We start from the raw sequence: 24,711 nt of genomic DNA, 5'->3' as shown, positions 1-24,711 counted from the left end.
CTTCGAGCGCGCCGTGGGGATCATTTCGTGAATGTCGAGTGGAGAAAGATCAGCGACTGGCGCAACTGGCGCCTGCCGGTCAAGCTCGGCGTCGTGCTGCTGGTGCCGGTCGCCGTGGCCGTCGGCGCGGGCGCGTTGCAGATCTCCGGTTACGTCGACCGGTCGAACAACTACGTGCAGATGCAGGGCCTGGTTCGCCTCAGGGCGGATCTCGCGCCTTTGATCTCCAGCGTCCAGCAGGAGCGCACGCTCGCCGCGCAGAGCGCGACCAGCGGCTCCGGCGTCGGCGCCTACCAGAACCAGATCAGCGCCACCGACAACGCCGCCGCGACCGTGCGCCGCCGCGTCGACCGCACCGACGGCGTCAGCGACGTCTCGAAGCAGCGGTTCCTCGAGCTCGGCGGCCAGCTGGAGACGCTCAAGAACCTGCGGGAGAAGGTCGCGCAGGGCGGCGACGGCGGTGACCCGTCCGGCGGCACCTCCGGCTACTCCGCGGTCGTGAAGTCGTTGCTGGACTTCGAACAGGCGCTCGTCGGCCAGTTCAACGACGACGCCATCTCCGGCACCGCGCAGGCCCTGCACAACATCGTCATCGCGCAGGAGCAGATCTCGCTCCAGCACGCCATCGTCTTGGCGGGTATCGGGCGCGGCAAGCTCCTCGGTCCGGAGACCCGCGCGCTGGAGCAGTCCGACATCCGGTTGCAGGACCGCCTCAACGACTACCAGGCCATCGGCACCACCGAGCAGCGCCGCACCTACGACCAGACCGTCACCGGCGCCTCCGTGGCGCTGCGCACGGCGTTCGTGGAACGCGCTCTCACACAGCCCGAGGGCACCCCGCCGCCGGCGACCCGGCCCGGCCAGCCGAAGCCCGCGCCGGAGTTCGGCATCGCCGTCGACGACTGGAACAAGGCCTCCGGCGCCACCGCCCGGCTGATGGAACAGGTCGGCCGCGCACTGCAGGACGAGCTCGCGAACACCGCCGGCTCGCTGCAGGACGACACGTCCAACAAGGCCGGTGCCGCCGCCGTCATCCTGCTCGCCATGCTGCTGATCGCCGGCACGCTCGGCTTCGTCATCGGCCGCTACCTGCTGCGCTCGCTGTCCGAGCTCCGCCGCTCCGCCCTCGACGTGGCCCACCACCACCTGCCCGAGGTCGTCGCCGCGATCCGTGCCGACCGCGCGCCCGACACCGAGATCGAACCGGTGCCCGTGCACTCCAGCGAGGAGTTCGGCCAGCTGGCCCGCGCGTTCGACGCCGTGCACGAGCAGGCCATCCGGTCCGCCGTCGAGCAGTCGTCGCTGCGGTCCGGCATGAAGAACATCTTCGTCAACCTGTCGCGCCGCTCGCAGGGTCTCGTCGAACGCCAGCTCAAGCTCATGGAGGAGCTGGAGCGCCACGAGGAGAACCCCGAACAGCTCGCGAACCTCTTCAAGCTCGACCACCTCGCGACGCGCATGCGCCGCAACAACGAGAACCTGATGGTGCTGTCCGGCACCGACGTGGCCCGCCGGTTCCACCAGCCCGTGCCGCTCGCGGACGTGCTGCGCGCCGCCGCGTCGGAGATCGAGCACTACCAACGGGTCGTCGTGAAGTCGACGCCGTCGGTCGAGATCGTCGGCTACGCCGCCAGCGACCTCGTCCGCCTCGTCGCGGAGCTGCTGGACAACGCCACCGCGTTCTCCGCGCCCTCCACCCAGGTCATCATCGGCTCGCGTCTCGACCAGCAGGGATCCGTGCTGGTCGAGGTGGGGGACCAGGGCATCGGCATGGGACCTGCCGAGCTCACCGAAGCCAACGAGCGCCTCTCGTCCGGTACCGAGGACGACGTGCCCGTCTCCCGTCAGATGGGTCTGTTCGTCGTCGGCAGGCTCGCCGGGCGTCACGGCATCACCGTCCGGCTGCGGTCGGCCGGAGAGGGCCGTGAGGGCCTGCGCGCGTTCGTGCTCGTGCCTTCCGAGCTCGTCCGCTCGAACGAACCCGCCCCGGCGCCCGCCGGACCCCGGCACGCCGCGCTGCCCCAGCCGAAGCCCGCCCTCGCCGCCAAGGCGCCGCACGTCGTCGTGAAGACGCCGAACCTGGCGCCGCCGCCCGAACCGGCACCCGCGATCGACCAGCCGCGCGAGTCGGCCGAGTGGACGTCGTTCCGCGGCGCCGCGATCGACGAGTCGCTGCCGCAGCGCCCCGCGCGCAACGGCAACGGCAACGGCAACGGTTCGGCTCCCGCACCGACGCCAAATGAGACGACGTCTTCCTGGTTCGCGGGCAGCGGCGTTTCGGACGAACGGGTCAACGGTGACCAACCGCCGGCCGGACCTCAGGCCGGGCCCTCCTCCGCACCGTCACCGTCAGTAGTGGCATCCTGGTTCGGGAAGAAGCCCGGCGGGACCGTCTGGGAACAGGCGGGAGACCCCGCCACGGACGCCGGCGAGACCGATGCCGGCTTGCCGAAACGGGCACCGCGTAAGAACCTGCTCCCCGATCTAGCCGAACGTCCCGAGAACGGTGCACGTCCCGCCGCGGGCCCGAAGCGCGATCCGGAGCGGGCACGGGGCTTTCTCGCCAGCTACCAGACGGGCCTGCGCCAGGCGCCGCTCGGTGGCAACGGGAACGGAAACGGCCAGGGGAACGGCCAGTACAACGGGGAGAAGGCATGAGCACGCCGCAGTCACGCCAGGTCGACCAGTTCGGCTGGTTGATCACGAACTTCACCGAGCGCGTGGCCGGTGTCGCCCACGCCATCGTGATCTCCGTGGACGGCCTGCTGCTCACCAAGTCCACAGGTCTGCCGCCCGAGCGCGCGGACCAGCTGTCCGCCATCGCCTCGGGCGTCGTGGCGCTCACCCTGAGCGCCTCACGTTGCTTCGAAGGTGGCGGAGTGTTGCGCACCGTGGTCGAGATGGACTACGGGATCATGCTCCTCATGTCCATTCGAGACGGGTCTTGTTTGGCGGTACTCGCCGCCCCCGACAGCGACGTCGGCCAGGTCGCCTACGAGATGACCGTGGTCGTCGACCAGGTGGGCCAGATCCTCACCCCCGAACTGCGAGCGCAGCTGCACAGCGTGAGGTGATCCATGAGTTCGTCCGCTGACGCGCACCGACGACGGAAGCGGGCCGAAACGCCCGCAGAGCAGACGTTCGCCGACCTGATGAACGGGTTTTCCCTGGACTCGGGCCGAAAGCGACCGCGCTCGGCCGGCGAGGTGCCCGCGCGGGATGCGACTCCCGTTGCATCGCGGCAAGAAGTGGTTCCGGCGTTCGAATCCGTCCTTCCGGACGCCGCCGATGCCTCGATCGTTCGTGCATATGCCTGGACGGGTGGGCGCACTCGGTCGAACATTCACCTCGAGATCGAGACACTTGTCTCCGCCAATGATCAGAGTCGGCTCTCTGCGGGTATCTTGCAGGCTGAGCACCAACGCGTTGTCGAGTTGTGCCACTCCCCGCGATCCGTCGCGGAAGTGGCGGCGCTGATGCGTCTCCCGCTGGGGGTCGTGAAAGTACTGCTCGGCGACATGGCGGAACGAGGTCTGGTGGACGTGCACCAGACCGCTTCCGCAGGCGGTGACACGCCGGACCTCGGGTTGATGGAGAGAGTGCTGAGTGGACTACGTCGGCTCTAGATTTCCCGAATTCGGGCCCCCAGGGCCGCCCGGTCGGGAGCTGACCTCGGCCAAGATTGTCGTCGCCGGTGGCTTCGGCGTGGGCAAGAGCACTTTCATCAGGTCCATCGTGGAGAACGATCTCCTGACGATGAGCTCACTGGCGCCCGAGCGCGCCGGTGGAGTCACGGAGCTGGTGAGGATCCAGTTCGGACGCGTGTGGCTCGATCCGGGCCTCGCGCTGCACCTGTTCGTGGCCCCGCAGTGGCAGGACCCGCGCGCGGGCTGGAGCGACGTGGTGCGCGGCGCCGTGGGTGCCGTGGTGCTGTTCGACGTGATGCGCCCCGCCGACTCGGTCGACGCGATGCGCTACTTCGAGGACCACAAGATCCCGTACGTGCTGGCGTTGAACAACGTGCACGCGTCTGTCCGGTCGGACGTGTCGGCCATCATCCGGGGCATGGGCATCGCGCCCGAGGTCCCGGTGCTGACGTGCGATCCGCGCGTGCGCCTGTCCGTCCGTGAGACGCTGATCTCGCTCACGGAACACGCCAAACTGGACCGCTGGCGCCGCCGTCCCGGCCCGGACGAGACCACCCCGCTCGCGCCGGTCTGCTGATTCCCGCGTTCGAGCGCTTTCGGGCGAACTCGTTGTGCCGCTTGGAGAATCTCCAAGCGGCTCTCTTTCAGGGCTTTTCGAGCTGAAACGATGGAGCTGGGAGACGTGTGTCTCCTAGCTTTTCTTCATGCCCAAAAGAGAGTCGAACATCGTGGGCCGCGAGTTCGGCAACGCCCTCCGCGCCGCCATCGCCAGGACCGGCATGACCCAACGAGGTCTGGCCGAGGAGCTGGACTGGGACGAGTCGAAACTCTCCGACCTGGTCAACGGCAAGGGCGGCGCCACGGCACACGAGATCGAGGTCCTGCTCGCCTACTGCCGCCTGTCGCTGGCGGACCGTCGGCACATGCTCGCGCTGTACCTGGAATCGCAGGAGAAGGGCTATCTGCTCTTTCCCGAGGACGGCGTTCCCGACCAGCTGCGCACGCTGATCAACCACGAGAAGGAATCCGACGAGGTCATCGCCTGGTCGATGAGCCTCGTGCCCGGCCTGCTGCAAATTCCCGAGTACGCGTACGCCATCGCGCTGGCCGGGCCGCACGAGCCGGAGGACGTGCCGAAGGTCGTGGCCGCCCGGATGGCGCGAACGGAGATCCTTCGGCCTGGCCGGACCTTCACCTTCTACATGCACGAGCAGGCGCTGTGGCTGCCCGCAGGAGGTGAAGAGGTGTGGCGTGAGCAGTTGGCGCACCTGCTGCGGATGTCCGTGCGCCAGTACATCAACCTCCACATCATTCCGAGGTCGATCGGCGCGCACGCCGGCGTGGCGGGGGACTTCCGCGTGATGAAGTTCCCGAAGTACCCGCCGCTCGTCTTCCTGGACACGTTGAACTGCGGTTTGTTCTTCGACGACAAGGACACCATCGCGCTGTACGAGGACAGGGTGAAGAAGCTCGCCGCCTCCGCGCTGAATCGGGAAGAATCGAGGGCGGTGATCGACAACATCTTGGAGGGTCTCCAATGACCGACTGGCGCAAGAGCAGCTACAGCAGCACCGCTGACAACTGCGTCGAGGTGGGGCGGGGCGCCGGCGTCCGGGACAGCAAGGCACCCGCCACCCACCTGCCGGTGTCGGCGACGGCCTGGACGGCGTTCCTCTCGACGGTGAAGGACGACTCCGCCCGCTAGGAGCCCGGCAGTCGGCACGAGCCCGACCGGCGCCGCGCCCGTCTGCTCGCCGCCCCGTTGTGAACGCCCGCCCGCCTGCGTTGGCGGGACTCCGGCAACTTCTGGCAGCACCTCCCGTGTCCCAGCGCGTGACCACCCGCGGTCGCGTGCTGGTCCGCTCTGCCCGCGCCCGTTGACAAGATCGCTACGATAGTTTCAGTGTCGACCGAAAGGGATCACTGATGAGCGTCGGGCGGGAGACCAGGCTGTCGGCCTGGATCGAGCGGTTCGCGGCCCACTTCGCCGAGGAGGGCATCCCGCTGATCGGTGGCCGCATCCTCGGGTACCTGCTGGTCTGCCAGCCGGTCGAGCGCACCGCCGCCGAACTCTCCCAGGAACTGGAGGCGAGCAGCGGGTCGATCAGCACCAACCTGAAGTACCTGGTCAACGTCGGCCTCGTGACCAAGCGGACGCGCCGGGGCCGGCAGGCGGCCGAGTACCGGATCAACGAGAAGGCCTGGACGGACTTCATCCAGCGCAAGTTCACCGCCATCGCGAGCGTCCAGTTGCTGACCGACGACGGCATGCGGTTGCTCAGCGGCGACCCCGAGCGGGCGCAGCGGCTCAAGGCCGTCGACAACCTCTACGGTTGGCTCTCAGAGGAACTGCCCGCTTTGTGGGAGCGCAGGCCCGCCGCACCGAAGTAGCGTGGTGCCATGTGGCACCCGTTTCGCGATGACATCGAGTACTACGAGGAGCGAGCGCGCGGACTGCTCGCCTCCGCGTGGGACGGCGTGCCGGGCGCGCTGGAGGTCTTCGACGACGTCCCGCTGACGGACGAGGGCGCGCACATGGTGCTCGCGCAGGCCCACGGCTGCGAGGATTGGAAGGCCCTCAAGGCGAACATCCGCAAGCCGCGGCCGTTCGCCCGCGCCTACCAGGCCATCGAGATGCAGAACCCCGGCGAGCTCAAGGCGATCATCACGCGTGACCCGTGGCTCGTGAAGGCCAGCGGCACCAACGGGAACGACCTGCTCGGCCTCGCCACCGCCAAGTGCGACGAACGGCTCGTCGAGGTGCTGCTGAACGACGGCGCCGACATCGACCACCAGAACGTCCACGGCTGGACGGCGTTGCACCAGGCGGCCTACGCGAACCAGCCGCACCTCGCCGAGCTGCTTCTGAGCCGAGACGCCCGCACCGACCTCGAAGCGCGCGGCGAAGGCGGTACCCCGCTCACCGTCGCGTTGTTCTGGGGCAACCGGCAGACCGCGGAACTCCTGGCACAGCACGGAATCCACCCGCCGAACCTGCGCACCGCCGCCGGACTGGGCGACCTCGACCTCGCCACCGAACCCGAGGCGAACCGCGGCTACTACCGGCCGCACAGCGGTTTCCCGCGCTGGTGGCCGACGAACGACCCGCAGGAAGTGCTGGACGAGGCGCTGTCGTGGGCCGCCCGCAACGACCGCACCGAGGTCCTCGGCGACCTGCTCAAGCGCGGCGCCAGGATCGACGCGGACGTCTACCGCGGCACCGCGCTCGCGTGGGCGGCCTGGTGCGGGCTGGAGAACGCCACCCGCACGCTGCTCGACCTGGGCGCGAACCCCAACCGCCGCACGGGTTTCGGCGGCCCGATGCACGGCGAGGGCGTCACGGCGCTGCACCTCGCCGCTGAACGCGGCCACCTGCCGGTGATCAGGATCCTGCTGGACGCGGGCGCCGACCGGACCATCACCGACGCCAACTTCGAGGCCACGCCCGCGAACTGGGCGGGCCACAACGACCAGGGCGACGCTCAGGCCTTGCTGAGCGCCTGATCGTCGGAAGCGGGCAGCTCGACCTCGTGCGTCCGCTCCCGGCTGGACGTCCAGAGCGCCGCCGTGGCAACGACAACGGCACCCGCGCCCAGCACGTGGATCGACACGAGCACCTCGGGCACACCGGTCCAGTACTGGACCATGCCCAGCACGCCCTGCGCGAGCACGACGGCGACGAGTGTCCAGTAGGCGCGGGTGCGCAGGAAGAACCCGACCGCGATCAGCAGGCCCAGGAACAGGAACAGCAGGTCGGCGTGGATCTGCGCGAGCGTCGCGACCTCCACGCCCAGGCGCGGCGTCGAGGCGTCCCCGGCGTGCGGACCGGCTGCGGTGACCCAGGTGCCCGCGAGCAGCAACGCGCCGAGCACGACCGCCATCACGACCTGGAGCTTCATCAACGGCGCCGGCACCTTCAGCCGGGCGGGACCGTCGCCCTCGCGCAGCGAGCTGACGAGCAGCACGGCCATCCACACCAGACCCATCGAGATCATGAAGTGGATCGACACGGTGTACCAGGCGAGCCCGGTCAGCACGGTGATCCCGCCGACCACCGCCTGCACGGCCACGCCGACGAGCTGGACCAGCGACAGCACCAGCACCCGGCGGCGCCGGGGGAGGTGGAACCACGCGGCCAGCACGCACAGGCCCGCGATGACGCCGACGACACCGGTCAGCGTGCGGTTGCCGAACTCGACCCACTGGTGCAGCGCGGCGACCTCGGGGTGCTCCACCGGGACGACGCTGCCCTCGACGCACTGCGGCCACGTCGGGCAGCCGAGCCCGGAGCCGGTGACGCGGACGATCGAGCCGGTGACCGCGATCCCGGCCTGCGCGATGACGACGGCAATCGCGAAAGCGCGCTGCCAGGACACGAGGAAGGCGGTCAGCTTCGACACGCCCCCGATCGTAGGTGTCGTTATGTCAGCTTCGTCGTCCGGGTGGCCAATGCACCCGCCACAACGCCCCAGGCCACGAGGACTGCGACAGGGCCCACACCAGGGGCAGTGCCGTGCACCACAGAGGTTTCCAGCGCCTGAGCCAACGCCGCCGACGGCAACAGGTGCACGAACGACACCGGCACCGACAACGCGACACCGCCGACCATCAGCAGCACGAACCAGATGATGTTCGCCAGCGCCAGCACGATCTCCGCGCGCAACGCACCGCCGAGCAGCACGCCCAACGCGCCGAACGTCAACGTGCCCAACACGATCAGCAGCACGACCCACGGCAACCCGGCCAACGGGAACCGCCAGCCCAGCAGCAACGCCGTGACCGCCAACAACACGATCTGGATCGCGACCACCACGAGAGCGCCGCAGACCCGTCCGGCAACCAGCAGCCACCGGGGCAGTGCCGACGCGGAAAGCCGCTTCAGCACGCCATAACGCCGGTCGAAGCCCAACGCGATGGCCTGCCCGGTGAAAGCGCTCGAAATGATCGCCAGCGCGAAGATCCGGGCAGTCGCGGACCCGACCCGCGGTTCCGGCATCGGGATCACCGACATCAGCGACAACGCCACCAGCAATGCCAGCGGGATGATCACGGTCAGCAGGATCTGCTCGCCGTTGCGCAACGTCAGCATCGCCTCGGTGCGCGCGTGCGTGAAGAGCATGCGGGGCAACGAACCGCGGCCGGGCGCGGGCTTGAAGGTGCCGGGAGCGAAGGTGGTCACGAGCGCAGCTCCCTGCCGGTCAGCTCCAGGAAAACGTCTTCGAGGCTGCGCTTGGCCACCGTCAGCTCCTCGGCCAGCACGCCCTGCTGCGCGCACCACGACGTGACGGTCGACACGACCTGCGGGTCGATCAGGCCTTCCACGACGTAGCAGCCCTTCGTCGCCTCGCGCACCTTCAGCCCCTCGGGCAGTGCGGCGGACAGCAACGTCAGGTCGAGACCGGGCCGCGCGCGGAACCGCAGCTGCTGGTCGTCCGGCCGGTTCGCGGTCAGCTCGGCGGGAGTGCCCTGCGCGACGACGCGGCCCTCGTCGATGATCACGACGTCGTCCGCGAGCGTCTCGGCCTCGTCCATGAGGTGCGTCGTGAGGAGCACGGCGACACCGTCGTCCTTCAACGCCGCCACCAGATCCCACACCAGCCGGCGCGCCTGCGGGTCCATGCCCGCCGTCGGTTCGTCCAGGAACACGAGCTCGGGGCGTCCGATCAACGCGCACGCGAGCGAAAGCCGTTGCTGCTGGCCGCCGGAGAGCCTCTTGTACGGGGTGCGCGCGGCGCCGCCGAGACCGAGGACCTCGATCAGCCACTTCGGGTCGAGGGGGTGCGCGGCACACGCGGCGACGAGGTTCAGCATCTCCTCGGCGCGGATGCCGGGATAACCGCCGCCGCCCTGGGGCATCACGCCGATGCGCGGCCGCAGTGCTTCGGAACCGGGCGCGAGGCCGAGCACGCGCACCGTGCCGTCGTCGGCCTGGCGGAAGCCCTCGCAGATCTCGACCGTCGTCGTCTTGCCCGCGCCGTTGGGCCCGAGCAGGGCGAGAACGGTGCCGGGCTGCTGAACGAGGTCGAGGCCGTCGACGGCGGTCTTCGAGCCGTATCTCTTGACCAGCCCCGACACTTCCACCGCAGGCTGGGGATTCGGGCTCACAGGCACGCAGCCTAGGCGGTCGGAGCGCCCGGCACTCAGTTGGGTCATTCGGCCCATTCCTGAAGCAGGGCTGAAAAAGGTGGGGCTAGCCCTACCCCGGCACCTCAGGGACACCTCAGGGTCACGTCGGGGGAGTTCCCCATTGGTTGATCACGCCGATCGAAAGAGACTTTTCCCGTGGTCGAAGCGGGGGCGAAAAGGCGAGGCCTGGTGGTCGGGGGACTGGTGTTCTCACTGGTTCCGATTCTTTACCTGCATGTCATGTCGGCAGGGCAGCTCAACCCGGTCTCGGACGTGATCAGCGACTACGTGTTCGTCGACAACGGCACGGGCTGGCTCGCGGCGACGTCTCTTAGTCTCGCGGCCGTCTCGGCGTTGCTCGCCGTCAACCTGCGCGGTGTAGGCAGGTCAGCGCAGTGGTTGATCGGCATCTGGTCGGCAGGACTGACCGTGGCGACGATCTTCCCGACCGATCCGACGGGAGCGCCGACCTCGATGTCGGGCTACATCCACCGGTACGCCGGAGCGGTGATGTTCGTGGCCCTGCCAGCCGCGGGGGTGCTCATCGCCCGTCAGTTTCCGGCCCTGCTCGGTATCGCAACAACGGCCACCATCTCCAGCGCGGCGTTTCTCGTGAGTCACGTTTCCTTCGGCGGTTTCGAAGCGCGCGGACTTACGGAACGCGTTTTGTTCGCATCTCTTTACGTCCTGCTTTTCGCCATCGCGGCACTACAGGTGAGGCGCACGTCATGACCCTGCTCGCCATCACGCTCGCCGTGCTCGGCGCCGTGTGCTTCGCGCTCGCGGCCCGGTTGCAGCACGACGCGGTCGCCGAGACCGGCGCACGGGCCAGTGTCCTGCGCCAACCCCGCTGGCTGGGCGGCCTGGCGCTGCTCATCGCGGGTGCCGGCGTGCACGCCGCCGCGCTGGGCATGGCGCCGTTGACGGTCGTGCAACCGATCGGTGTCCTCGCGATCGGCATGACGGCGTTGATGGACCGCCGTTTCCGCGAGTTGCCGGCGATCCTGCTCACGACCGTGGGTGTGGGTGCGTTCGTGTGGTTCGCGTCGGGCAGTGCGACCGCAACGAAGGTCGTGCCCGATGTCGAGCTCACGGCCGGACTGGTGACTCTCGGGCTGATCGCGGTGCCTGGCCTCGTCGCAGCCCTTACGCCTAACGCACGCATCCGTGCCGTGGCGTTCGCATCAGCCGGTGGCGTCGCATACGGCTACGTATCGGTGCTGATGCGTGCCGTCTCGCAGTCCGTGCAGCAAGGCGGGTTCGGGCTCTCGCACCTCGCGTCCGTGCTCGGCATCGCCCTTTCGCTCGCCGTGGGCGGCTGGCTCGTCCAGCACTCCTACGCCGGCGGACCCCCGCACCTGGCCGTCGCCTGCCTGACCGTGGTGGACCCACTGGTCGCCGTGGGCCTCGGCGCGTTCCTGCTCGGCGAAGCCGCGCATTTGTCTCCTTTGACCGGTGTCGCGCTGTTCGCCTGCGCTCTCGCCGCCGTTTGCGGCGTGTTCGCACTCGCTCGTCAACCTCGTGAAAACATCCGAACGGAGCTCCCCGTGAACACCTCCAGCGCGCTGCGCGTCGTCATCGCCGCCGACACGTTCCCGCCGGACGTCAACGGTGCCGCGCGCTTCGCGCAGCGCCTGGCGGTCGGTCTCGCCGAGCGTGGCCACGACGTGCACGTCATCGCCCCGGACTCGCCCCGTGCGACGGAAATCCCAGGCGTGACAGTGCATCGGCTCCGATCGCACCGCCTGCCGTTCTACCCGGACTTCCGCTTCTGCCTGCCGTGGCAGGCGTCGAAGGAGGCCGCCGCGCTGGTCAAGTCGCTGAAGCCGGACGTCGTGCACGTGCAGGCGCACTTCGTGGTGGGCCGGTTCGTGCTTAACGCGGCCGTCGCCGAGGGCATCCCGACGATGGCGACGAACCACTTCATGCCGGAGAACCTGTTCAGCCACGCCCACGTGCCGGCGTTCCTGCAGGGCATGGCCCGCAAGTTCGCCTACCGCGACCTGGCCCGCGTCTTCGGCCGCGCCGACGTCGTGACCGCCCCGACCCCGCGCGCCGTGCAGTTGCTGCACGACAGCGGGTTCCCGACCCCGGCCGTCCCGGTGTCGTGCGGCATCGACATCGACCGCTACCAGCGTTCGGTCACCCACAACGACCGCCCGACCGCGTTGTTCGTCGGCCGCCTGGACGAGGAGAAGCGCGTCGACGAGTTCCTGCGCGCCCTGGCCCGCGTGCCCGGCGCGTTCGGCGAGATCGTCGGCGACGGCACCTGCAAGGCCGAGTGGGAGCTGCTGGCCCGCGACCTCGACATCACCGACCGCGTGCGGTTCCACGGCTTCGTGTCCGAGGACGAGCTCCTCGACGCCTACGCCCGCTGCGACCTGTTCGTCATGCCCGGCGTCGCCGAGTTGCAGAGCCTCGCCACGATGGAGGCCATGGCCGCGGGCAAGCCGGTCATCGCCGCCAACGCCATGGCGCTGCCGCACCTCGTGCACCCCGGCCGCAACGGCTGGCTGTTCGAGCCGGGCGACGTGAACCAGCTGGCCCAGCGCCTGCACACGCTGGTGCACGACGAGCCGATGCGCGCACGGATGGGCGCCTCCAGCAGCGAGATCATCTCGCACCACGCGCTGGCCGCGACGCTGGAGCGGTTCGAGGCGCTGTACGCACGGGCGATGGGCCAGACGGTGCCGGTCATCGCGCTGGCTGCCTGAGCTCGGGGGAGCAGGGGGACGCAGGGACTGCTGCGAAGCGGGGGCGCGGCAGCAGCAGGGGGAAGGAGCCACAGCCCGGCCACGTTCACCGGCCGGGCTGTTGGCGTGCCGCGAGCTGGTGGCGTGGCTCAGGCTTCGTCGGCGGGAAAGTCGGCCGAGGCGCTGACCTCCGCCCACTCCCGCGTCTCCGCACTGCGCCGGGCCTCGGCCGCCAGCACGTGCTCCACCGCCGCGGCCCCCAGCACCAACCGGCGCGGCGGAGCGTCCGATCCCACCACGTCCACCACGACCCGCGCCCCTCGCGCCGGATCCCCTGGCTGCACCCCGTCCGTCTCGTCCCGGAACCGGTTGATCGCCCCCACGCTCTCCTCGTAGTCCGGCCCGACCTGGTGGCGGACCATCGACGAACCCTGCCAGTCCGTGCGGAACGCCCCCGGCTCCACGATCACCACCCGCACCCCGAACGGCGCCACCTCGTTCGCCAGCACCTCGGAGAAGCCCTCCACCGCGAACTTCGCCGTCTGGTACGCGCCCATCCCCGGCGTGCCGCCCGCGCGGCCACCCACCGACGAGAACTGCACGAACGTCCCGGACCGCTGCTGCCGCAACACGGGCAGGGCAGCGCGGGTCACGTTCACGACGCCGAACAGGTTCGCCTCCACCTGGGCGCGGAAGTCGGCGGCGGCCATTTCCTCGATGGGCGCGCTGTTGGCGTACCCGGCGTTGTTGACGACCACGTCCAGCGAACCGAACTCCGCCACCGCCACCGACACCGCGTGGGCGGCGGCCTCGGCGTCGGTCACGTCCAGGGCCACCGCGCGCACCCGGTCCGGGAAGCGCTCCACCAGGTCTTCGAGCTGTTCAGGGCGGCGAGCCGTCGCCACGACCTGGGCACCCGACTCTGCGGCGGCGAGCACCAGCTCACGGCCGAACCCGCGCGACGCACCGGTGATGAGCCACGTCTGAGCCATCAGAACCTCCATAAGTGTCACTTTCTATGACACTTATGACGCCCAAGGCGGCCAGAAAATGCCCGGACCAGGGCATGGCCCGCGTCACACCTCAGCCGACGCCGTGCAGGAACGTCGCCACGACCAGCGCGGCGGCCTCCGGAGGCGGCAGGTCGGGCATCTCCTGCGCGGCCGTGTGCAGCTGGGTCTGCAACGTCCGCAACGCCCACCCGGAAGGCAGGCCGGACGAGATCAGGCCCGCCTCCTCGGCCCTCGCGAGGAACGCGGACATCCGGTCGTCGAGCTCGACGCGCCGCCGTTGAACGTCCGGATCGGCCACCGCGCGGATGTCCACCGGCCACTCCCGGCTCAGCGCGACACCGCCCTCGGCGAACGCCAGCAGCGCCTCCCGCACCGGCCGGTCGTCCAGCGTCGAGGCGATCAACGTCTCCAGCTGGTCGAGCCGGGCGCGGTAGACGGCGAGCAGCAGTTCCTCGCGCGAGTCGAAGCGGCGGTACACCGTGCGGCGGTCCACGCCCGCCGCGGCGGCCACGTCCGGGATCCGCGCGTGCGGGTCCGCCGCGAAGACCCGTGCCGCCGCGCGCAGCACCGCTTCGACGTTGCGCGTCCCGTCAGCCCTCATCCGGACCAAGCTACCGGAGCTTCGCCTCGATCCGTTGCGCGACAAGCAGTCCGGTCTGCGTGAGGCGCAGCTCCTCCGGGTGGTCGCCCTGGCCGGTCACCATGAACCGGTAGAGCGACGCGTGCCCCTCCAGCCGTTCCCGCAGCAGCCCCGCGACGTCGGAACCGGCCGGGTAGATCGCCGGGATGGCCTCCTCGACGAGCTGCTCGCGGATGCGGCGCCGTTCGATCCGCGGCACGTACCAAGAGGTGATCAGCAGCAGCGTCAGGCCGAACGCCAGCGCCGTGCCGATCACCGCCTGCCAGCCCCAGCCGCGCGGGCCGATGATCAGCAGCACGTCGGCGGCGGCCAGGTACGCCACGCCGTAGACCACGGCCCAGCCCGCGGTGGCGGCGGCGGGCGGCTCGGCGCGTTCCGTGCCCCACACGCCTTCCACGCGGCGCCAGCGTTGCAGGGACTTGCCGCCGGACAACGCCATCCAGACGCCGAACGCTCCACACAGGACGGACGTCGGGATCACCAGCCACGGCTTGGTGTGCAGCTCGAACCGCCAGATCGCCCAGACGCCGGCGACGACCACCGCCGCGACGGCGGCCTGCTTCCAGCGGCGCCTGATCAGCCGCCACGGCCGGAAGTCCGCCAGCACCGCCAACGGCGTCCGGATCGGCGACGGCAGCGAGCCCAGCACCAGCAACGCCGCCACGACGAACGCGACACCCGCCACCGTGACCGTGCCGGTCGTGATCTCCGCGCGGTCGTCGGGCAGCCGGTCGACCGCTATGGCCACCAACGGGATCACGGGTGACAGGAGCACCAGGCCGTGCAGCATCGTGCCGCTGCGCAGCGCCGCGTACCCGAACGCGCCCAGCAGACTCGCCGCGCCGATCGCCGCGCCCGGACCCGCGGCCCACGCGGGCAGCATGCCGAACAACGCCATCACGACCAGCGCGCCGCCGACCGCGAGTCCCAGCAGACCCAGGAACTGGGCCAGGTTCCCGCCGCGGGTGAGGCCGGTGATCGTCCAGTAGGGGAGCAGCGCCGCGCCGCGCACCACCCGCGTCACCGGGCGGACGGCGGCGAGCCCCGACCGTTCGGAGTCGGCGACCGTGACGGCCACGGCGGCGGCGGTCGCGGCCGTGCGGATCATCTGGTCCGACGCCGCCTCCTGGGTGAGCGGCTCGCGGCCGATGCCGGCGCGGTCGAACGCGTTGAGCGCCGACATGCCGAGCGTGACCGTGTGCTGGTCGGGATATTCGAGGCGGGTCAACATGTCCGCGTGCTCTTCGAGGAACAGCTCGCCCCTCGACCGCTTGTCCGCGCCGTCACCGCGGTCGGCGATGATCGCGGCGCGCAGCCGGGGGAGCTCCTCGCAGATGATCCGCCAGTGCAGGCCCCACGCGGCCAGCTCGGCGAGCTTCATCGACGACGGTGAGAGCTCGTTCTCGGTCTGGTAGATGTCCGCGAGCTCCTTCTTGGCCTCCTCGGCGCAGGCCGCGACCTGGATCGGCAGTTCCAGGCCGAACATCGCCGACACGACCTCGTCGACGACGGCCGCGGCGCGTTGTTCGGGCGTGCGCTGGTCGTCGGCGGGACGGCCGAGCGTGTCCATGCGGCGCAGGCGGCGCGGGTCGAACAGCACGCGGCACAGCATCGTCGCGCCGTCGAGGCGGCCCCAGATCCAGTCGTTGACCCGCCACGACCGCTTCAGGAAACCCGAGAAGCGGGAGAGCGACGCTCCACCGGCCTTGTCATCGGCCGTGACCGACTGCTGCGCGAACGCGTTGCGCGTCTGCAGCGACACCTGGACGAGTTCGACGGGCGTGTCCAGGCCCGTCGAGGCGTCGTCGGACAGGCACGTGCCCGCGATCTCCAGCGCCAGCAGCCGCGCCAGCCACCGCTCGCCGTCCTCCAGCCCCGCTTCCGCGGTCGTGGCGGGGGCGCCGAGCAGGGCGTTCCAGGAGAGGAGACCGCCGAGCTTGAGCCGGTCGGCGGCCAGTCCGGTGATCACGTCCTGGGCGGCGCCGACGATCCGGCCGATCTCGGTGACCTGCGCCCGGACCTCCAGGCCGAGGTGCCCGTCGATCATGTGCTCGTGGTAGCTCGCGAGGCGTCCGGTCCAGTACGTCTCGCCGAGCGAGTCCGACGGCTTCCAGTCGAACAGCTCGGTCCGCAGCCGGCGCAGCTCCGCGCGGACCTGGTGCAGCTGGCGGCGGGCGGCGGCGATCTCCTCGGCCTTGCCGTCCGGGGCGACCCAGACCAGCCGTTTGAGCAGGTCCAGGGCCGATGCACCCAGCCGTTCGGCCATGGTGATGCCCCACTCCCAGCCGGTGTCCTCGCGGCACACGAGGTCGGGGAGCTTGACGCCCGGCACGTACGGCAAGACGCCGTGCTGCTTTTTCCACTTGCGCTGCGCGGTCTCCGCCGCGCGCCGGGCCCGTTCGAACGACCAGTTCGCCGGGTTCCCCTTGGGCAGCGCGAACTGCTGCGCCGTCACCTGCCGGGCGGCGAGGCGGATCTCGACGTCCTCGTAGTGGCCGAAGAGCTTGTCCGCCAACGAGTACACCTCGCCGACGACGTCGTCCCCGTTGGCGTGCAGGCGATCCAGCAACGCCATCCGGCCGCCCCTGCTGCTCGCGGCGCGCCGGTTGTGCTCCTCGATCTTCTCGACGTAGGTCCTGTTGGCCTGGCTGGACATCGCGCTCAGCAGCTTGCCGCCGGACGCGACCGTCGTCATCGACTTGTCGACGGTGTCGGCCACGGGCTCGGAGCCGAGCGGTTCGGCGTGCGGGAAGACCAGCAGCATCACCCGCCGCACCGGCCCGTCCGCGGGCATCCGGTCGATGGCCTCCAGCGCCTCCTTCGTGGGCGTGTTCACGAGCACGCCGCCGTCGACGGCGAACCGGCTGCGGTCGCCGCCGTTGGCCCAGTTCGCGACGTCCGCCATGTCCGGGCGGTCCGGCGTGGCCTGGCCGCCGACGGGGATGAAGCTCGGCTCGAACGCGAACGGGAAGCTGGCGCTGCTGCGTGCCGCGAGCGCGAGCTGGTTGACGCGGTCGTTCATGGTGCCGGGCGCGAAGTCGTCGCGGGTGTCCTCGGAGACCCACGCGTACGGGTCACGCCGGAACGAGAACGACCCCTGGTGCACCGACTGCGTCAGCGGCTGGCCCAGGTCGTCGTAGGTGATCGTGGGGACGCCGCCGAGCAGCGTGGTGGTGATCCGCAGGTCGATCGGGCGTTCGTCGGCCTCGGTCGGCTCGAAGTCGGTCGTCAGCCGGGCGAGTGCCTCCTGGAGCCGGGGCAGGAAGAACTCGTCGCCCTTGAGCAACGACGCCGGCTGCCCCCGGAACGGCGTGCGCAGCAGCTGCTCCATCCGCCCCTGCTCGGCCCACAGGTCCCGCAGCCTGCTGAGGTCCGCCTTCTTGTTGACCTGCGACAACGCCAGCGCGGCCCCGTTGATCCCACCGGCCGACGTGCCGGCGATGACGTCCGCCCGCGCGGTGCACCCGACCAGGTCGAGCAACGGCTGGTAGACCGACCCGGGCCTGGTCAGCCGGTCGAGCTCCAGCACCACGCCGCCCATCCAGACGGCGAGGCTCACACCCCCGTTGAGCACGACCGCGAACCGGACCTCTTCGCGCGCCATGGTCTCGCTCATGCCGCACCCCCTCCCGGCGTAGATCTTCCTACTGAGAGGAGGTCGCCCGCCGGAGGTTCGGGGTTACTGGCCCGATCGGGCTGTCAGACGTGCCCGCCACCGGCCGGGTCGGACTTGAGGAACGGCCCGACCCGCTTGCGCGCGATCAGCACGCAGACCGCGAACGTGATGATCGCCCCGGCCACCGCCTGCGGCACCGTGTACGCACGCCCGTCGAACGCGGACCCGGTGGGCGGCAGGATCACCGCGATGATCGCGGACACCACCATCGCGAACATCCGGAACTTGGGCCCCACCACCGCCGTGGCCAGCGGCAACATCGCCCACAACACGTACCAGGGCTGCAGCACCGGCCCGAGCACGAGGATCGCGCCGAGCGCGGCCCCGAGCCCGTTCATGGCCTTGATCCGCCCCTTGAAGCTCCTCCACAACAACGCCACCGTGATCACCACGGACACCGCCTGCCCGAGCATGCGGGTCAACGCGATCATCGCCTCGGTGTGGTTGCCGAGCCCGAGCATGATCCCGGTCCCGGCCCCCAGGAACCCGAGCGCGGTGGGCGGCGACATCCACGACTTGACGGTGGACGCGACGTTCAGCGTCTCCAGCCACCCGAACCCGAACCCGGTCCCCAGACAGATGGCCACCACCCCGACCGCGGCGATGCCCGCCATCGCCCCGGCCACCAGCGCGAGGTGCTTGAACTGCCCGCCGAGCTTCCGCGCGACCAGCACCCCGAGAAACCCGAGTGCGGCCATCGCCGGAATCTTCACCATCGCACCGCACACGATGACCCCGGCCCCCAAAGCGATCCACGACCACTTCAGCGGTTCCAGCCCGCGCATGGCCAGCTCCAGGCCGACCAGCATGAGCCCGAGCGCCAGCCCGTCGTTGTGCACGCCGATGACGATGTGGAACAACACCAACGGGTTGAGCGCCCCCAGCCACAACGCGCCGACCGGCGGCACCCCGAACCTGGCGGCGAGCCTCGGCAGCGCCCACACGATCATGCCCAGACCGACCAGCACGAGCAGCCGGTGCACGAACACGCCGGACACCACGTGGTCGCCCGTGAGCATCGCGGTCAACCGGCCGAACGCGAGGAAGAGCGGCCCGTACGGCGCCGGCGTCTCCCGCCAGATGTTCGGCACACCGCGGGTGAGGACGTGGTCGACGCCCAGCGCGTTGGCCGGCCCCAGCTCGTACGGGTCGAGGCCCCTGGCCGCGATCTCGCTCTGGGCGAGGTAGGAGTAGACGTCCCTGGAGAACATCGGCACGCAGAAGACCAGCGGGACGGTCCACATCAGCAGCGTGCGGTCCATCTGGCCGCGGGAGATCAGTCTCGGTCTGCCCGGTTTGACGAAGCGGCCCAGGGCCAGCCAGGCGGACACGATCATGAAGATGCCGGTCCACACGACGCCCATGGCGACGCTGGGCATCCTGGAGAACAGGCCCAGGACCGGGACGCCGTAGAGCGGGGAGTAGATGGGGGCTGCGCCGCCGCCGAGGCTGCCCACGGTCAGGAGGAGTGCGCCGATCGTGCCCCAGCGGCGGACGATGTCCAGCTGGCGACGCTCTCGACCGTTCAAGAGGTCGCTCTCCGGAGTCACGGCTCCGCCGTTGGTGGGCATGCGGGCAGCGTATCCAGCGGGGGTGGTGGGGGTGTGCCGGGACGTCACTACTCGTGCGGGTCGGGTTTGGGTGCAAAGACCTTGGACGAGCTTTGGTTACGTCATCGCCGCTGCGCGACGATAGAGATTAGGGCTTGACTTCGGGGCCCTTGCGAGGCGCTCATCGGCCGGAAAAGGCCGGGCTGAAAAGCGCCCGGCCGAGCTCGAGAAGCTAGCACCTCGCACCCAAAGTCAAGCCCCAATCTCAAGCGTGCGTGGTTGCGTTTGTGCTGGTACGTCACGTCATTACCGGTTGCCGTGGTGCGCCCAGGAAGGACGCCTCGCCTTCGGCATTGCGCTTGCGGCAAGGTAGCTCGGCTGCGCCATCGCGGACCTTGCGCTCAGACGGGCTCGCCTTCGGCTTCGCATCCCCTAAAGCCATTGGTACCCGGCAAGGCCCACCCGTCTTGGCTCACCACAGACCCACTCGCTCAGCTACCACGCCCCGACCGCTGCGCTCAGCTACCACGCCCCAACCGCTGCGCTCGGCAACCTCGCCCGACGCTTCGTCCCGCCTGGCCGTGCCCGGCTCGGCCTCGCCTCACCCCGCCCGCGCCTATCGCGCCCCAGCCCCGCCTTACCCCAGGCCTCGCCCCGTCCTGCCTCGCCCCGCCTGCCCGGCCCGTCCCGCCTGCCCTGCCTCGCCCCGCCTGCCCGGCCCGTCCCGCCTGCCCTGCCTCGCCCCGCCTGCCCGGCCCGTCCCGCCCGCCGCCGTGCCTGCTCCCGCCGTGCCTGGCCCCTCGCACTCCGCCCGGCCCGCCGTCCACCCCGGACGAGCGGCCCTCAACCGCCCTGGCAGGCGGCCTCCACCGTGAGTCAGGTCACCCTGTGACCGCGATCTTTGCGACCTCCGGCTAAATACGCAACACTGGTGTTGTGAAAAACGCCGAGACCCATCTTGACGCCGTGCACCAGCACGACGGCAAGACTCGGCACGCTGTCGCCAGGCTCCTGTTGGAGCAGGGCCCGGTCACCGCGGCGGCTGTCGCCGAGGAGCTGGGCATCAGTCCTACGGCGGTGCGCCGGCACATCGACGCGCTGCTCGCGGACGGCGAGGCGATCAGCAGGGACGCTCCCCGGCAGACCCAACGTGGCCGTGGTCGTCCCGCCAAGCTCTTCCTGCTCACTGACGCCGGACGTGCCCGGTTCGGCCACGCCTACGACGACCTCGCGGTCGCCGCGATCAGGTTCCTCGCCCAGACGGGTGGGGAAGAAGCGGTCAAGGCGTTCGCGCAGAGTCGTGTCGACGCATTGGTGGACCGGCATCGGTCGGCGATCGTGGCCCAGGTCACGCCCGCCGAACGGGCCAAGGCCCTCGCCGCCGCGTTGACCAGGGAGGGCTACGCTTCATCGGCTCGCAACGTCGGGGTGGGTGAGCAGTTGTGCCAGCACCACTGCCCGGTCGCCCACGTCGCCGCCGAGTTCCCCCAGCTGTGCGAGACCGAGACGGAGACGTTCGCGAACCTCCTCGGTACCCACGTGCAGCGCCTCGCGACGATCGCCCGCGGCCACGCCGTGTGCACGACGCACATCCCGAACGTTCAACGGATCCCAGATGATGGAGGGGAGCCCGCATGACTGCCGCTGCCGAGCAGCGCACGCCCACCACGGTGCAGTCTCCGCTCACGCAGGAAGAGACCATCGCGTCTCTCGGCAACTACGAGTTCGGCTGGGCCGACTCGGACACTGCCGGCGCGAGCGCACGCCGAGGCCTCAGCGAGGACGTCGTCCGCGACATCTCGGCGAAGAAGAGCGAGCCCGAGTGGATGCTCGACTACCGGTTGAAGGCGCTGAAGCTCTTCGACCTCAAGCCGATGCCGAACTGGGGCGCCGACCTCTCTGGGATCGACTTCGACTCGATCAAGTACTTCGTGCGGTCCACGGAGAAGCAGGCCACCAGCTGGGAGGACCTGCCCGAGGACATCAAGAACACGTACGACCGGCTGGGCATCCCCGAGGCTGAGAAGCAGCGCCTCGTCGCGGGTGTCGCCGCCCAGTACGAGTCCGAGGTCGTCTACCACCAGATCCGCGAGGACCTGGAGCAGCAGGGTGTCATCTTCGTCGACACCGACTCGGGCCTGCGGGACTACCCGGAGCTCTTCAAGGAGTACTTCGGCTCGGTCATCCCCGCGGGTGACAACAAGTTCTCCGCGCTGAACTCCGCGACCTGGTCCGGTGGCTCGTTCATCTACGTGCCGAAGGGTGTCCACGTCGACATCCCGCTGCAGGCCTACTTCCGGATCAACACCGAGAACATGGGCCAGTTCGAGCGCACGCTGATCATCGTCGACGAAGACGCCTACGTGCACTACGTCGAAGGCTGCACGGCGCCGATCTACTCGTCGGACTCGCTGCACTCGGCCGTGGTCGAGATCATCGTGAAGAAGGGCGGCCGCTGCCGCTACACGACGATCCAGAACTGGTCGAACAACGTCTACAACCTGGTCACCAAGCGCGCCAAGGCCGAAGAGGGCGCGACCATGGAGTGGGTCGACGGCAACATCGGCTCCAAGGTGACCATGAAGTACCCGGCCGTGTTCCTCATGGGCGAGCACGCCAAGGGCGAGGTCCTCTCGATCGCGTTCGCGGGCGAGGGCCAGCACCAGGACGCCGGCGCCAAGATGGTCCACATGGCCCCGCACACCTCCTCGACCATCGTGTCGAAGTCGGTGGCGCGTGGCGGTGGCCGCACGTCGTACCGCGGCCTGGTCCAGGTCAACAAGCGGGCGCACCACTCGAAGTCCACGGTGAAGTGCGACGCGCTGCTGGTCGACACCATCAGCCGCTCGGACACCTACCCGTACGTCGACGTCCGCGAGGACGACGTCGCGATGGGCCACGAGGCCACGGTCTCGAAGGTCTCCGAGGACCAGCTGTTCTACCTGATGTCGCGCGGCCTCAACGAGGACGAGGCCATGGCCATGATCGTGCGCGGGTTCGTCGAGCCCATCGCGCGCGAGCTGCCCATGGAGTACGCCCTCGAGCTGAACCGCCTGATCGAACTGCAGATGGAAGGGGCCGTCGGCTGACATGGCCGCCCTGTCGACTCAACCTCACTCCCACGGCGCCGTAGTCCCGGTCGCCTCGCGCGCAGAGCACTTCACGTCGTACGACGTGGACGCGTTCGAGGTCCCGGGTGGCCGTGAGGAGATCTGGCGCTTCACTCCTCTCAAGCGTCTTGCCGGTCTGCACTCCGGCGCTGCGGCAACGGGTTCCGCTGCCGTCGAGGTGAACGCCGCCTCCGGTGTCACCGTCGAGACGGTCGGTCGTGACGACGACCGCCTCGGCAAGGCCGGTGTCCCCGGTGACCGCATCGCCGCGCAGGCGTACTCGTCGTTCGAGAACGCCACCGTCGTGACGCTGCCCGGCGACGCGAAGTCCGACCCGACGACCGTGACGATCACGGGCGCCGGCGAGGGCCAGGTCGCCTACGGGCACCTGCTGGTCAAGGCCGCGCAGTTCGCCGAGGGCACCGTCGTCGTCGACTACCGGGGTTCCGGCGCGTACGCCGAGAACGTCGAGTTCGTCGTCGCGGACGGCGCGCACCTCCAGGTGATCGCGATCCACGACTGGGCCGACGACGCCGTGCACGTCTCGCAGCACCACGTGAAACTCGGCCGGGACGCGTCGATCAAGCACACGGTCGTGACGCTCGGCGGCAACGCCGTCCGCATCACGCCGGTCGTGCAGTACGCGGGCAAGGGCGGCGACGCCGAGCTCTTCGGTCTGTACTTCGCGGACGCGGGTCAGCACCAGGAGCACCGGCCGTTCATCGACCACTCGCAGCCCAACTGCCGCAGCAACGTGGTCTACAAGGGCGCGCTGCAGGGCGAGGGCGCGCACACCGTGTGGATCGGCGACGTGCTGATCCGCGTGGCGGCCGAGGGCACCGAGACGTTCGAGCTCAACCGCAACCTGGTGCTCACCGACGGCGCGCGCGCCGACTCGGTGCCGAACCTGGAGATCGAGACCGGCGAGATCGAGGGCGCGGGCCACGCCAGCGCCACCGGCCGGTTCGACGACGAGCAGCTGTTCTACCTGCAGGCGCGCGGCATCCCGGAGGAGCAGGCACGCCGTCTCGTCGTGCGCGGCTTCTTCCAGGAGCTGATCGCGAAGATCGCCGTCCCCGAGGTGCGCGAGCGCCTCGAGGCCGCCATCGAGGCAGAGCTCGAGGCGGTCGGCGCGTGATCAAGGTGTGTGCACTGTCCTCATTGGACGACCGCAAGCCCTTCGCCGCCACCGTGGACGACGTGGACGTCGTCCTGGTGCGCGAGGGCGAGCGGGTGCACGCACTCGCGGATCTGTGCTCGCACGCCGCGGTGTCGCTGAGCGAGGGCGAGGTCTCCCGCAAGGGGATCGAGTGCTGGTTGCACGGGTCGTGCTTCGACCTGGAGACCGGCAAGCCCTCGTCACCGCCCGCCAGCGAACCGGTCGACGTCTACGCCGTCGACATCCGTGACGGCGATGTGTTCGTCGACGTCACCGTCACCACGAACTGACTTCAGCCAGACCACCAGGAGAACCGCAAGTCATGGCCACCCTTGAGATCAAGGACCTGCACGTCTCGGTCGTCAGCGAGGACGCTCCCAAGGAGATCCTCAAGGGCGTCGACCTGACGATCAAGGCCGGCGAGACGCACGCCATCATGGGCCCCAACGGCTCCGGCAAGTCCACGCTGTCCTACGCGATCGCCGGTCACCCGAAGTACACGATCACCTCGGGCACCGTCACGCTCGACGGTGAGGACGTCCTCGAGATGTCCGTCGACGAGCGCGCCCGCGCGGGCCTGTTCCTCGCCATGCAGTACCCGGTCGAGGTCCCCGGCGTCTCGATGTCGAACTTCCTGCGCACCGCCGCCACCGCCGTGCGCGGCGAGGCCCCGAACCTCCGCCACTGGGTGAAGGAGGTCAAGGGTGCCATGGCAGACCTCGACATCGACCCGGCGTTCGCCGAGCGTTCGGTGAACGAGGGCTTCTCCGGCGGTGAGAAGAAGCGCCACGAGATCCTGCAGCTGGGCCTGCTCGCGCCGAAGGTCGCGATCCTCGACGAGACCGACTCGGGTCTCGACGTCGACGCGCTGCGCGTCGTGTCCGAGGGCGTCAACCGCTACAAGGCCTCCGGTGAGGTCGGCGTCATGCTGATCACGCACTACACCCGGATCCTCAAGTACATCCAGCCGGACTTCGTGCACGTCTTCGCGAACGGCCGGATCGTCGAGTCGGGCGGCCGCGAGCTCGCCGACCAGCTCGAGGCCGAGGGTTACGTGAAGTACACGGGTTCCAAGGAAGCCGCAGCCCTTTCCTAGT

22 protein-coding genes are annotated in these 24,711 nt (G+C 69.8%); 15 read left to right on the top strand and 7 right to left on the bottom strand.

Going from position 1 to position 24,711, the window contains the following annotated elements:
- Positions 1-27: 27 nt before the first annotated feature.
- From ACFWNN_RS39600 to ACFWNN_RS39565, 8 genes are all read left to right on the top strand, one after another.
- The gene (locus ACFWNN_RS39600) at positions 28-2,658 is read left to right on the top strand and encodes a nitrate- and nitrite sensing domain-containing protein (RefSeq protein ID WP_382445104.1); all 2,631 of its coding nucleotides are present in this window, start codon (positions 28-30) and stop codon (positions 2,656-2,658) included.
- Positions 2,655-3,074 (top strand): roadblock/LC7 domain-containing protein, encoded by a 420-nt coding sequence (locus ACFWNN_RS39595; protein ID WP_382445103.1) that lies wholly within the window; start codon positions 2,655-2,657, stop codon positions 3,072-3,074. The genes ACFWNN_RS39600 and ACFWNN_RS39595 overlap by 4 nt, the downstream gene beginning before the upstream one ends.
- A gap of 3 nt (positions 3,075-3,077) precedes the next feature.
- Positions 3,078-3,626: a DUF742 domain-containing protein gene (locus ACFWNN_RS39590; protein ID WP_382445102.1), complete on the top strand. Its 549-nt coding sequence runs from the start codon at positions 3,078-3,080 to the stop codon at positions 3,624-3,626.
- Positions 3,627-3,705: 79 nt separating this feature from the next.
- Positions 3,706-4,224, top strand: a complete 519-nt coding sequence (locus ACFWNN_RS39585) for an ATP-binding protein (protein WP_382445101.1) — start codon at positions 3,706-3,708, stop codon at positions 4,222-4,224.
- 127 nt (positions 4,225-4,351) lie between these two features.
- Entirely contained in the window at positions 4,352-5,188 is an 837-nt protein-coding gene (locus ACFWNN_RS39580) for a helix-turn-helix domain-containing protein (RefSeq protein WP_382445100.1), read from the top strand.
- Positions 5,185-5,352, top strand: a complete 168-nt coding sequence (locus ACFWNN_RS39575; RefSeq protein ID WP_382445099.1) for a DUF397 domain-containing protein — start codon at positions 5,185-5,187, stop codon at positions 5,350-5,352. The genes ACFWNN_RS39580 and ACFWNN_RS39575 overlap by 4 nt, the downstream gene beginning before the upstream one ends.
- 221 nt (positions 5,353-5,573) lie before the next feature.
- Positions 5,574-6,038: a GbsR/MarR family transcriptional regulator gene (locus tag ACFWNN_RS39570; RefSeq protein ID WP_382445098.1), complete on the top strand. Its 465-nt coding sequence runs from the start codon at positions 5,574-5,576 to the stop codon at positions 6,036-6,038.
- A gap of 9 nt (positions 6,039-6,047) precedes the next feature.
- Positions 6,048-7,151 (top strand): ankyrin repeat domain-containing protein, encoded by a 1,104-nt coding sequence (locus tag ACFWNN_RS39565; RefSeq protein ID WP_382445097.1) that lies wholly within the window; start codon positions 6,048-6,050, stop codon positions 7,149-7,151.
- On the opposite strand, the gene ACFWNN_RS39560 is transcribed toward ACFWNN_RS39565, so the two are convergent.
- From ACFWNN_RS39560 to ACFWNN_RS39550, 3 genes are read right to left on the bottom strand one after another with little or no spacing between them, the layout of a single operon-like run.
- The gene (locus ACFWNN_RS39560; protein ID WP_382445096.1) at positions 7,130-8,047 is read right to left on the bottom strand and encodes a heme A synthase; all 918 of its coding nucleotides are present in this window, start codon (positions 8,045-8,047) and stop codon (positions 7,130-7,132) included. The genes ACFWNN_RS39565 and ACFWNN_RS39560 overlap by 22 nt on opposite strands.
- 20 nt (positions 8,048-8,067) lie before the next feature.
- A complete protein-coding gene (locus ACFWNN_RS39555) occupies positions 8,068-8,826 on the bottom strand; it encodes an ABC transporter permease (protein ID WP_382445095.1) in 759 nt (252 codons plus the stop codon).
- Positions 8,823-9,728 (bottom strand): ABC transporter ATP-binding protein, encoded by a 906-nt coding sequence (locus ACFWNN_RS39550; RefSeq protein ID WP_382445152.1) that lies wholly within the window; start codon positions 9,726-9,728, stop codon positions 8,823-8,825. Before ACFWNN_RS39550 ends, ACFWNN_RS39555 begins: the two co-directional genes overlap by 4 nt.
- Before the next feature lie 201 nt (positions 9,729-9,929).
- Here ACFWNN_RS39550 and ACFWNN_RS39545 point away from each other — a divergent pair, with 201 nt between their 5' ends.
- Together ACFWNN_RS39545 and ACFWNN_RS39540 are read left to right on the top strand one after the other, a co-directional pair.
- Positions 9,930-10,505 (top strand): DUF998 domain-containing protein, encoded by a 576-nt coding sequence (locus ACFWNN_RS39545; RefSeq protein ID WP_382445094.1) that lies wholly within the window; start codon positions 9,930-9,932, stop codon positions 10,503-10,505.
- Positions 10,502-12,487 (top strand): glycosyltransferase, encoded by a 1,986-nt coding sequence (locus ACFWNN_RS39540; RefSeq protein WP_382445093.1) that lies wholly within the window; start codon positions 10,502-10,504, stop codon positions 12,485-12,487. Before ACFWNN_RS39545 ends, ACFWNN_RS39540 begins: the two co-directional genes overlap by 4 nt.
- 128 nt (positions 12,488-12,615) lie before the next feature.
- On the opposite strand, the gene ACFWNN_RS39535 is transcribed toward ACFWNN_RS39540, so the two are convergent.
- The 4 genes from ACFWNN_RS39535 to mptB all read right to left on the bottom strand — a co-directional run bounded on the left by ACFWNN_RS39535 (position 12,616) and on the right by mptB (position 19,366).
- The gene (locus tag ACFWNN_RS39535) at positions 12,616-13,458 is read right to left on the bottom strand and encodes an oxidoreductase (RefSeq protein ID WP_382445092.1); all 843 of its coding nucleotides are present in this window, start codon (positions 13,456-13,458) and stop codon (positions 12,616-12,618) included.
- 91 nt (positions 13,459-13,549) lie between these two features.
- Positions 13,550-14,080: a TetR/AcrR family transcriptional regulator gene (locus ACFWNN_RS39530; protein WP_382445091.1), complete on the bottom strand. Its 531-nt coding sequence runs from the start codon at positions 14,078-14,080 to the stop codon at positions 13,550-13,552.
- Positions 14,081-14,090: 10 nt separating this feature from the next.
- A complete protein-coding gene (locus ACFWNN_RS39525; protein ID WP_382445090.1) occupies positions 14,091-17,735 on the bottom strand; it encodes a patatin-like protein in 3,645 nt (1,214 codons plus the stop codon).
- A gap of 83 nt (positions 17,736-17,818) precedes the next feature.
- Complete coding sequence (gene mptB, locus ACFWNN_RS39520; protein WP_382445089.1) at positions 17,819-19,366, bottom strand: polyprenol phosphomannose-dependent alpha 1,6 mannosyltransferase MptB; 1,548 nt, start codon at positions 19,364-19,366, stop codon at positions 17,819-17,821.
- Positions 19,367-20,281: 915 nt separating this feature from the next.
- Here mptB and ACFWNN_RS39515 point away from each other — a divergent pair.
- Genes ACFWNN_RS39515 through sufC form a run of 5 tightly spaced genes read left to right on the top strand, consistent with a single transcriptional unit; the run spans position 20,282 to position 24,710 of the window.
- The gene (locus tag ACFWNN_RS39515; RefSeq protein ID WP_382445088.1) at positions 20,282-20,983 is read left to right on the top strand and encodes a helix-turn-helix transcriptional regulator; all 702 of its coding nucleotides are present in this window, start codon (positions 20,282-20,284) and stop codon (positions 20,981-20,983) included.
- A complete protein-coding gene (gene sufB / locus ACFWNN_RS39510; protein WP_382445087.1) occupies positions 20,980-22,434 on the top strand; it encodes a Fe-S cluster assembly protein SufB in 1,455 nt (484 codons plus the stop codon). Before ACFWNN_RS39515 ends, sufB begins: the two co-directional genes overlap by 4 nt.
- A 1-nt stretch (position 22,435) precedes the next feature.
- Positions 22,436-23,593, top strand: coding sequence for a Fe-S cluster assembly protein SufD (gene sufD, locus ACFWNN_RS39505; protein ID WP_382445086.1), 1,158 nt, complete (start codon positions 22,436-22,438; stop codon positions 23,591-23,593).
- Positions 23,590-23,904, top strand: a complete 315-nt coding sequence (locus tag ACFWNN_RS39500) for a non-heme iron oxygenase ferredoxin subunit (RefSeq protein ID WP_382437014.1) — start codon at positions 23,590-23,592, stop codon at positions 23,902-23,904. The genes sufD and ACFWNN_RS39500 overlap by 4 nt, the downstream gene beginning before the upstream one ends.
- 32 nt (positions 23,905-23,936) lie before the next feature.
- Positions 23,937-24,710 carry a Fe-S cluster assembly ATPase SufC gene (gene sufC, locus ACFWNN_RS39495; protein ID WP_382445085.1) on the top strand — a complete coding sequence of 258 codons (774 nt, stop codon included), beginning with the start codon at positions 23,937-23,939 and terminating at the stop codon, positions 24,708-24,710.
- Position 24,711: the final 1 nt, after the last annotated feature.

The sequence above is a fragment of the Lentzea sp. NPDC058450 genome, from assembly GCF_042721395.1.
In the GTDB taxonomy this organism is placed as follows: Bacteria; Actinomycetota; Actinomycetes; order Mycobacteriales; family Pseudonocardiaceae; genus Lentzea.
The sequence above is the reverse complement of the archived record's forward strand: the minus strand, read 5'-3'. Positions and strand labels throughout refer to the sequence as shown.

What these genes read in the sequence shown, in the direction of transcription:
- ACFWNN_RS39595 (WP_382445103.1), top strand. Translation starts at nt 2,655, where the DNA reads ATGAGCACGCCGCAGTCACGCCAGGTCGACCAGTTCGGCTGGTTGATC.
- ACFWNN_RS39525 (WP_382445090.1), bottom strand. Translation starts at nt 17,735, where the DNA reads ATGAGCGAGACCATGGCGCGCGAAGAGGTCCGGTTCGCGGTCGTGCTC.
- ACFWNN_RS39580 (WP_382445100.1), top strand. Translation starts at nt 4,352, where the DNA reads ATGCCCAAAAGAGAGTCGAACATCGTGGGCCGCGAGTTCGGCAACGCC.
- ACFWNN_RS39535 (WP_382445092.1), bottom strand. Translation starts at nt 13,458, where the DNA reads ATGGCTCAGACGTGGCTCATCACCGGTGCGTCGCGCGGGTTCGGCCGT.
- ACFWNN_RS39570 (WP_382445098.1), top strand. Translation starts at nt 5,574, where the DNA reads ATGAGCGTCGGGCGGGAGACCAGGCTGTCGGCCTGGATCGAGCGGTTC.
- ACFWNN_RS39565 (WP_382445097.1), top strand. Translation starts at nt 6,048, where the DNA reads ATGTGGCACCCGTTTCGCGATGACATCGAGTACTACGAGGAGCGAGCG.
- ACFWNN_RS39575 (WP_382445099.1), top strand. Translation starts at nt 5,185, where the DNA reads ATGACCGACTGGCGCAAGAGCAGCTACAGCAGCACCGCTGACAACTGC.
- ACFWNN_RS39590 (WP_382445102.1), top strand. Translation starts at nt 3,078, where the DNA reads ATGAGTTCGTCCGCTGACGCGCACCGACGACGGAAGCGGGCCGAAACG.
- ACFWNN_RS39540 (WP_382445093.1), top strand. Translation starts at nt 10,502, where the DNA reads ATGACCCTGCTCGCCATCACGCTCGCCGTGCTCGGCGCCGTGTGCTTC.
- sufB (WP_382445087.1), top strand. Translation starts at nt 20,980, where the DNA reads ATGACTGCCGCTGCCGAGCAGCGCACGCCCACCACGGTGCAGTCTCCG.
- mptB (WP_382445089.1), bottom strand. Translation starts at nt 19,366, where the DNA reads ATGCCCACCAACGGCGGAGCCGTGACTCCGGAGAGCGACCTCTTGAAC.
- sufD (WP_382445086.1), top strand. Translation starts at nt 22,436, where the DNA reads ATGGCCGCCCTGTCGACTCAACCTCACTCCCACGGCGCCGTAGTCCCG.
- sufC (WP_382445085.1), top strand. Translation starts at nt 23,937, where the DNA reads ATGGCCACCCTTGAGATCAAGGACCTGCACGTCTCGGTCGTCAGCGAG.
- ACFWNN_RS39530 (WP_382445091.1), bottom strand. Translation starts at nt 14,080, where the DNA reads ATGAGGGCTGACGGGACGCGCAACGTCGAAGCGGTGCTGCGCGCGGCG.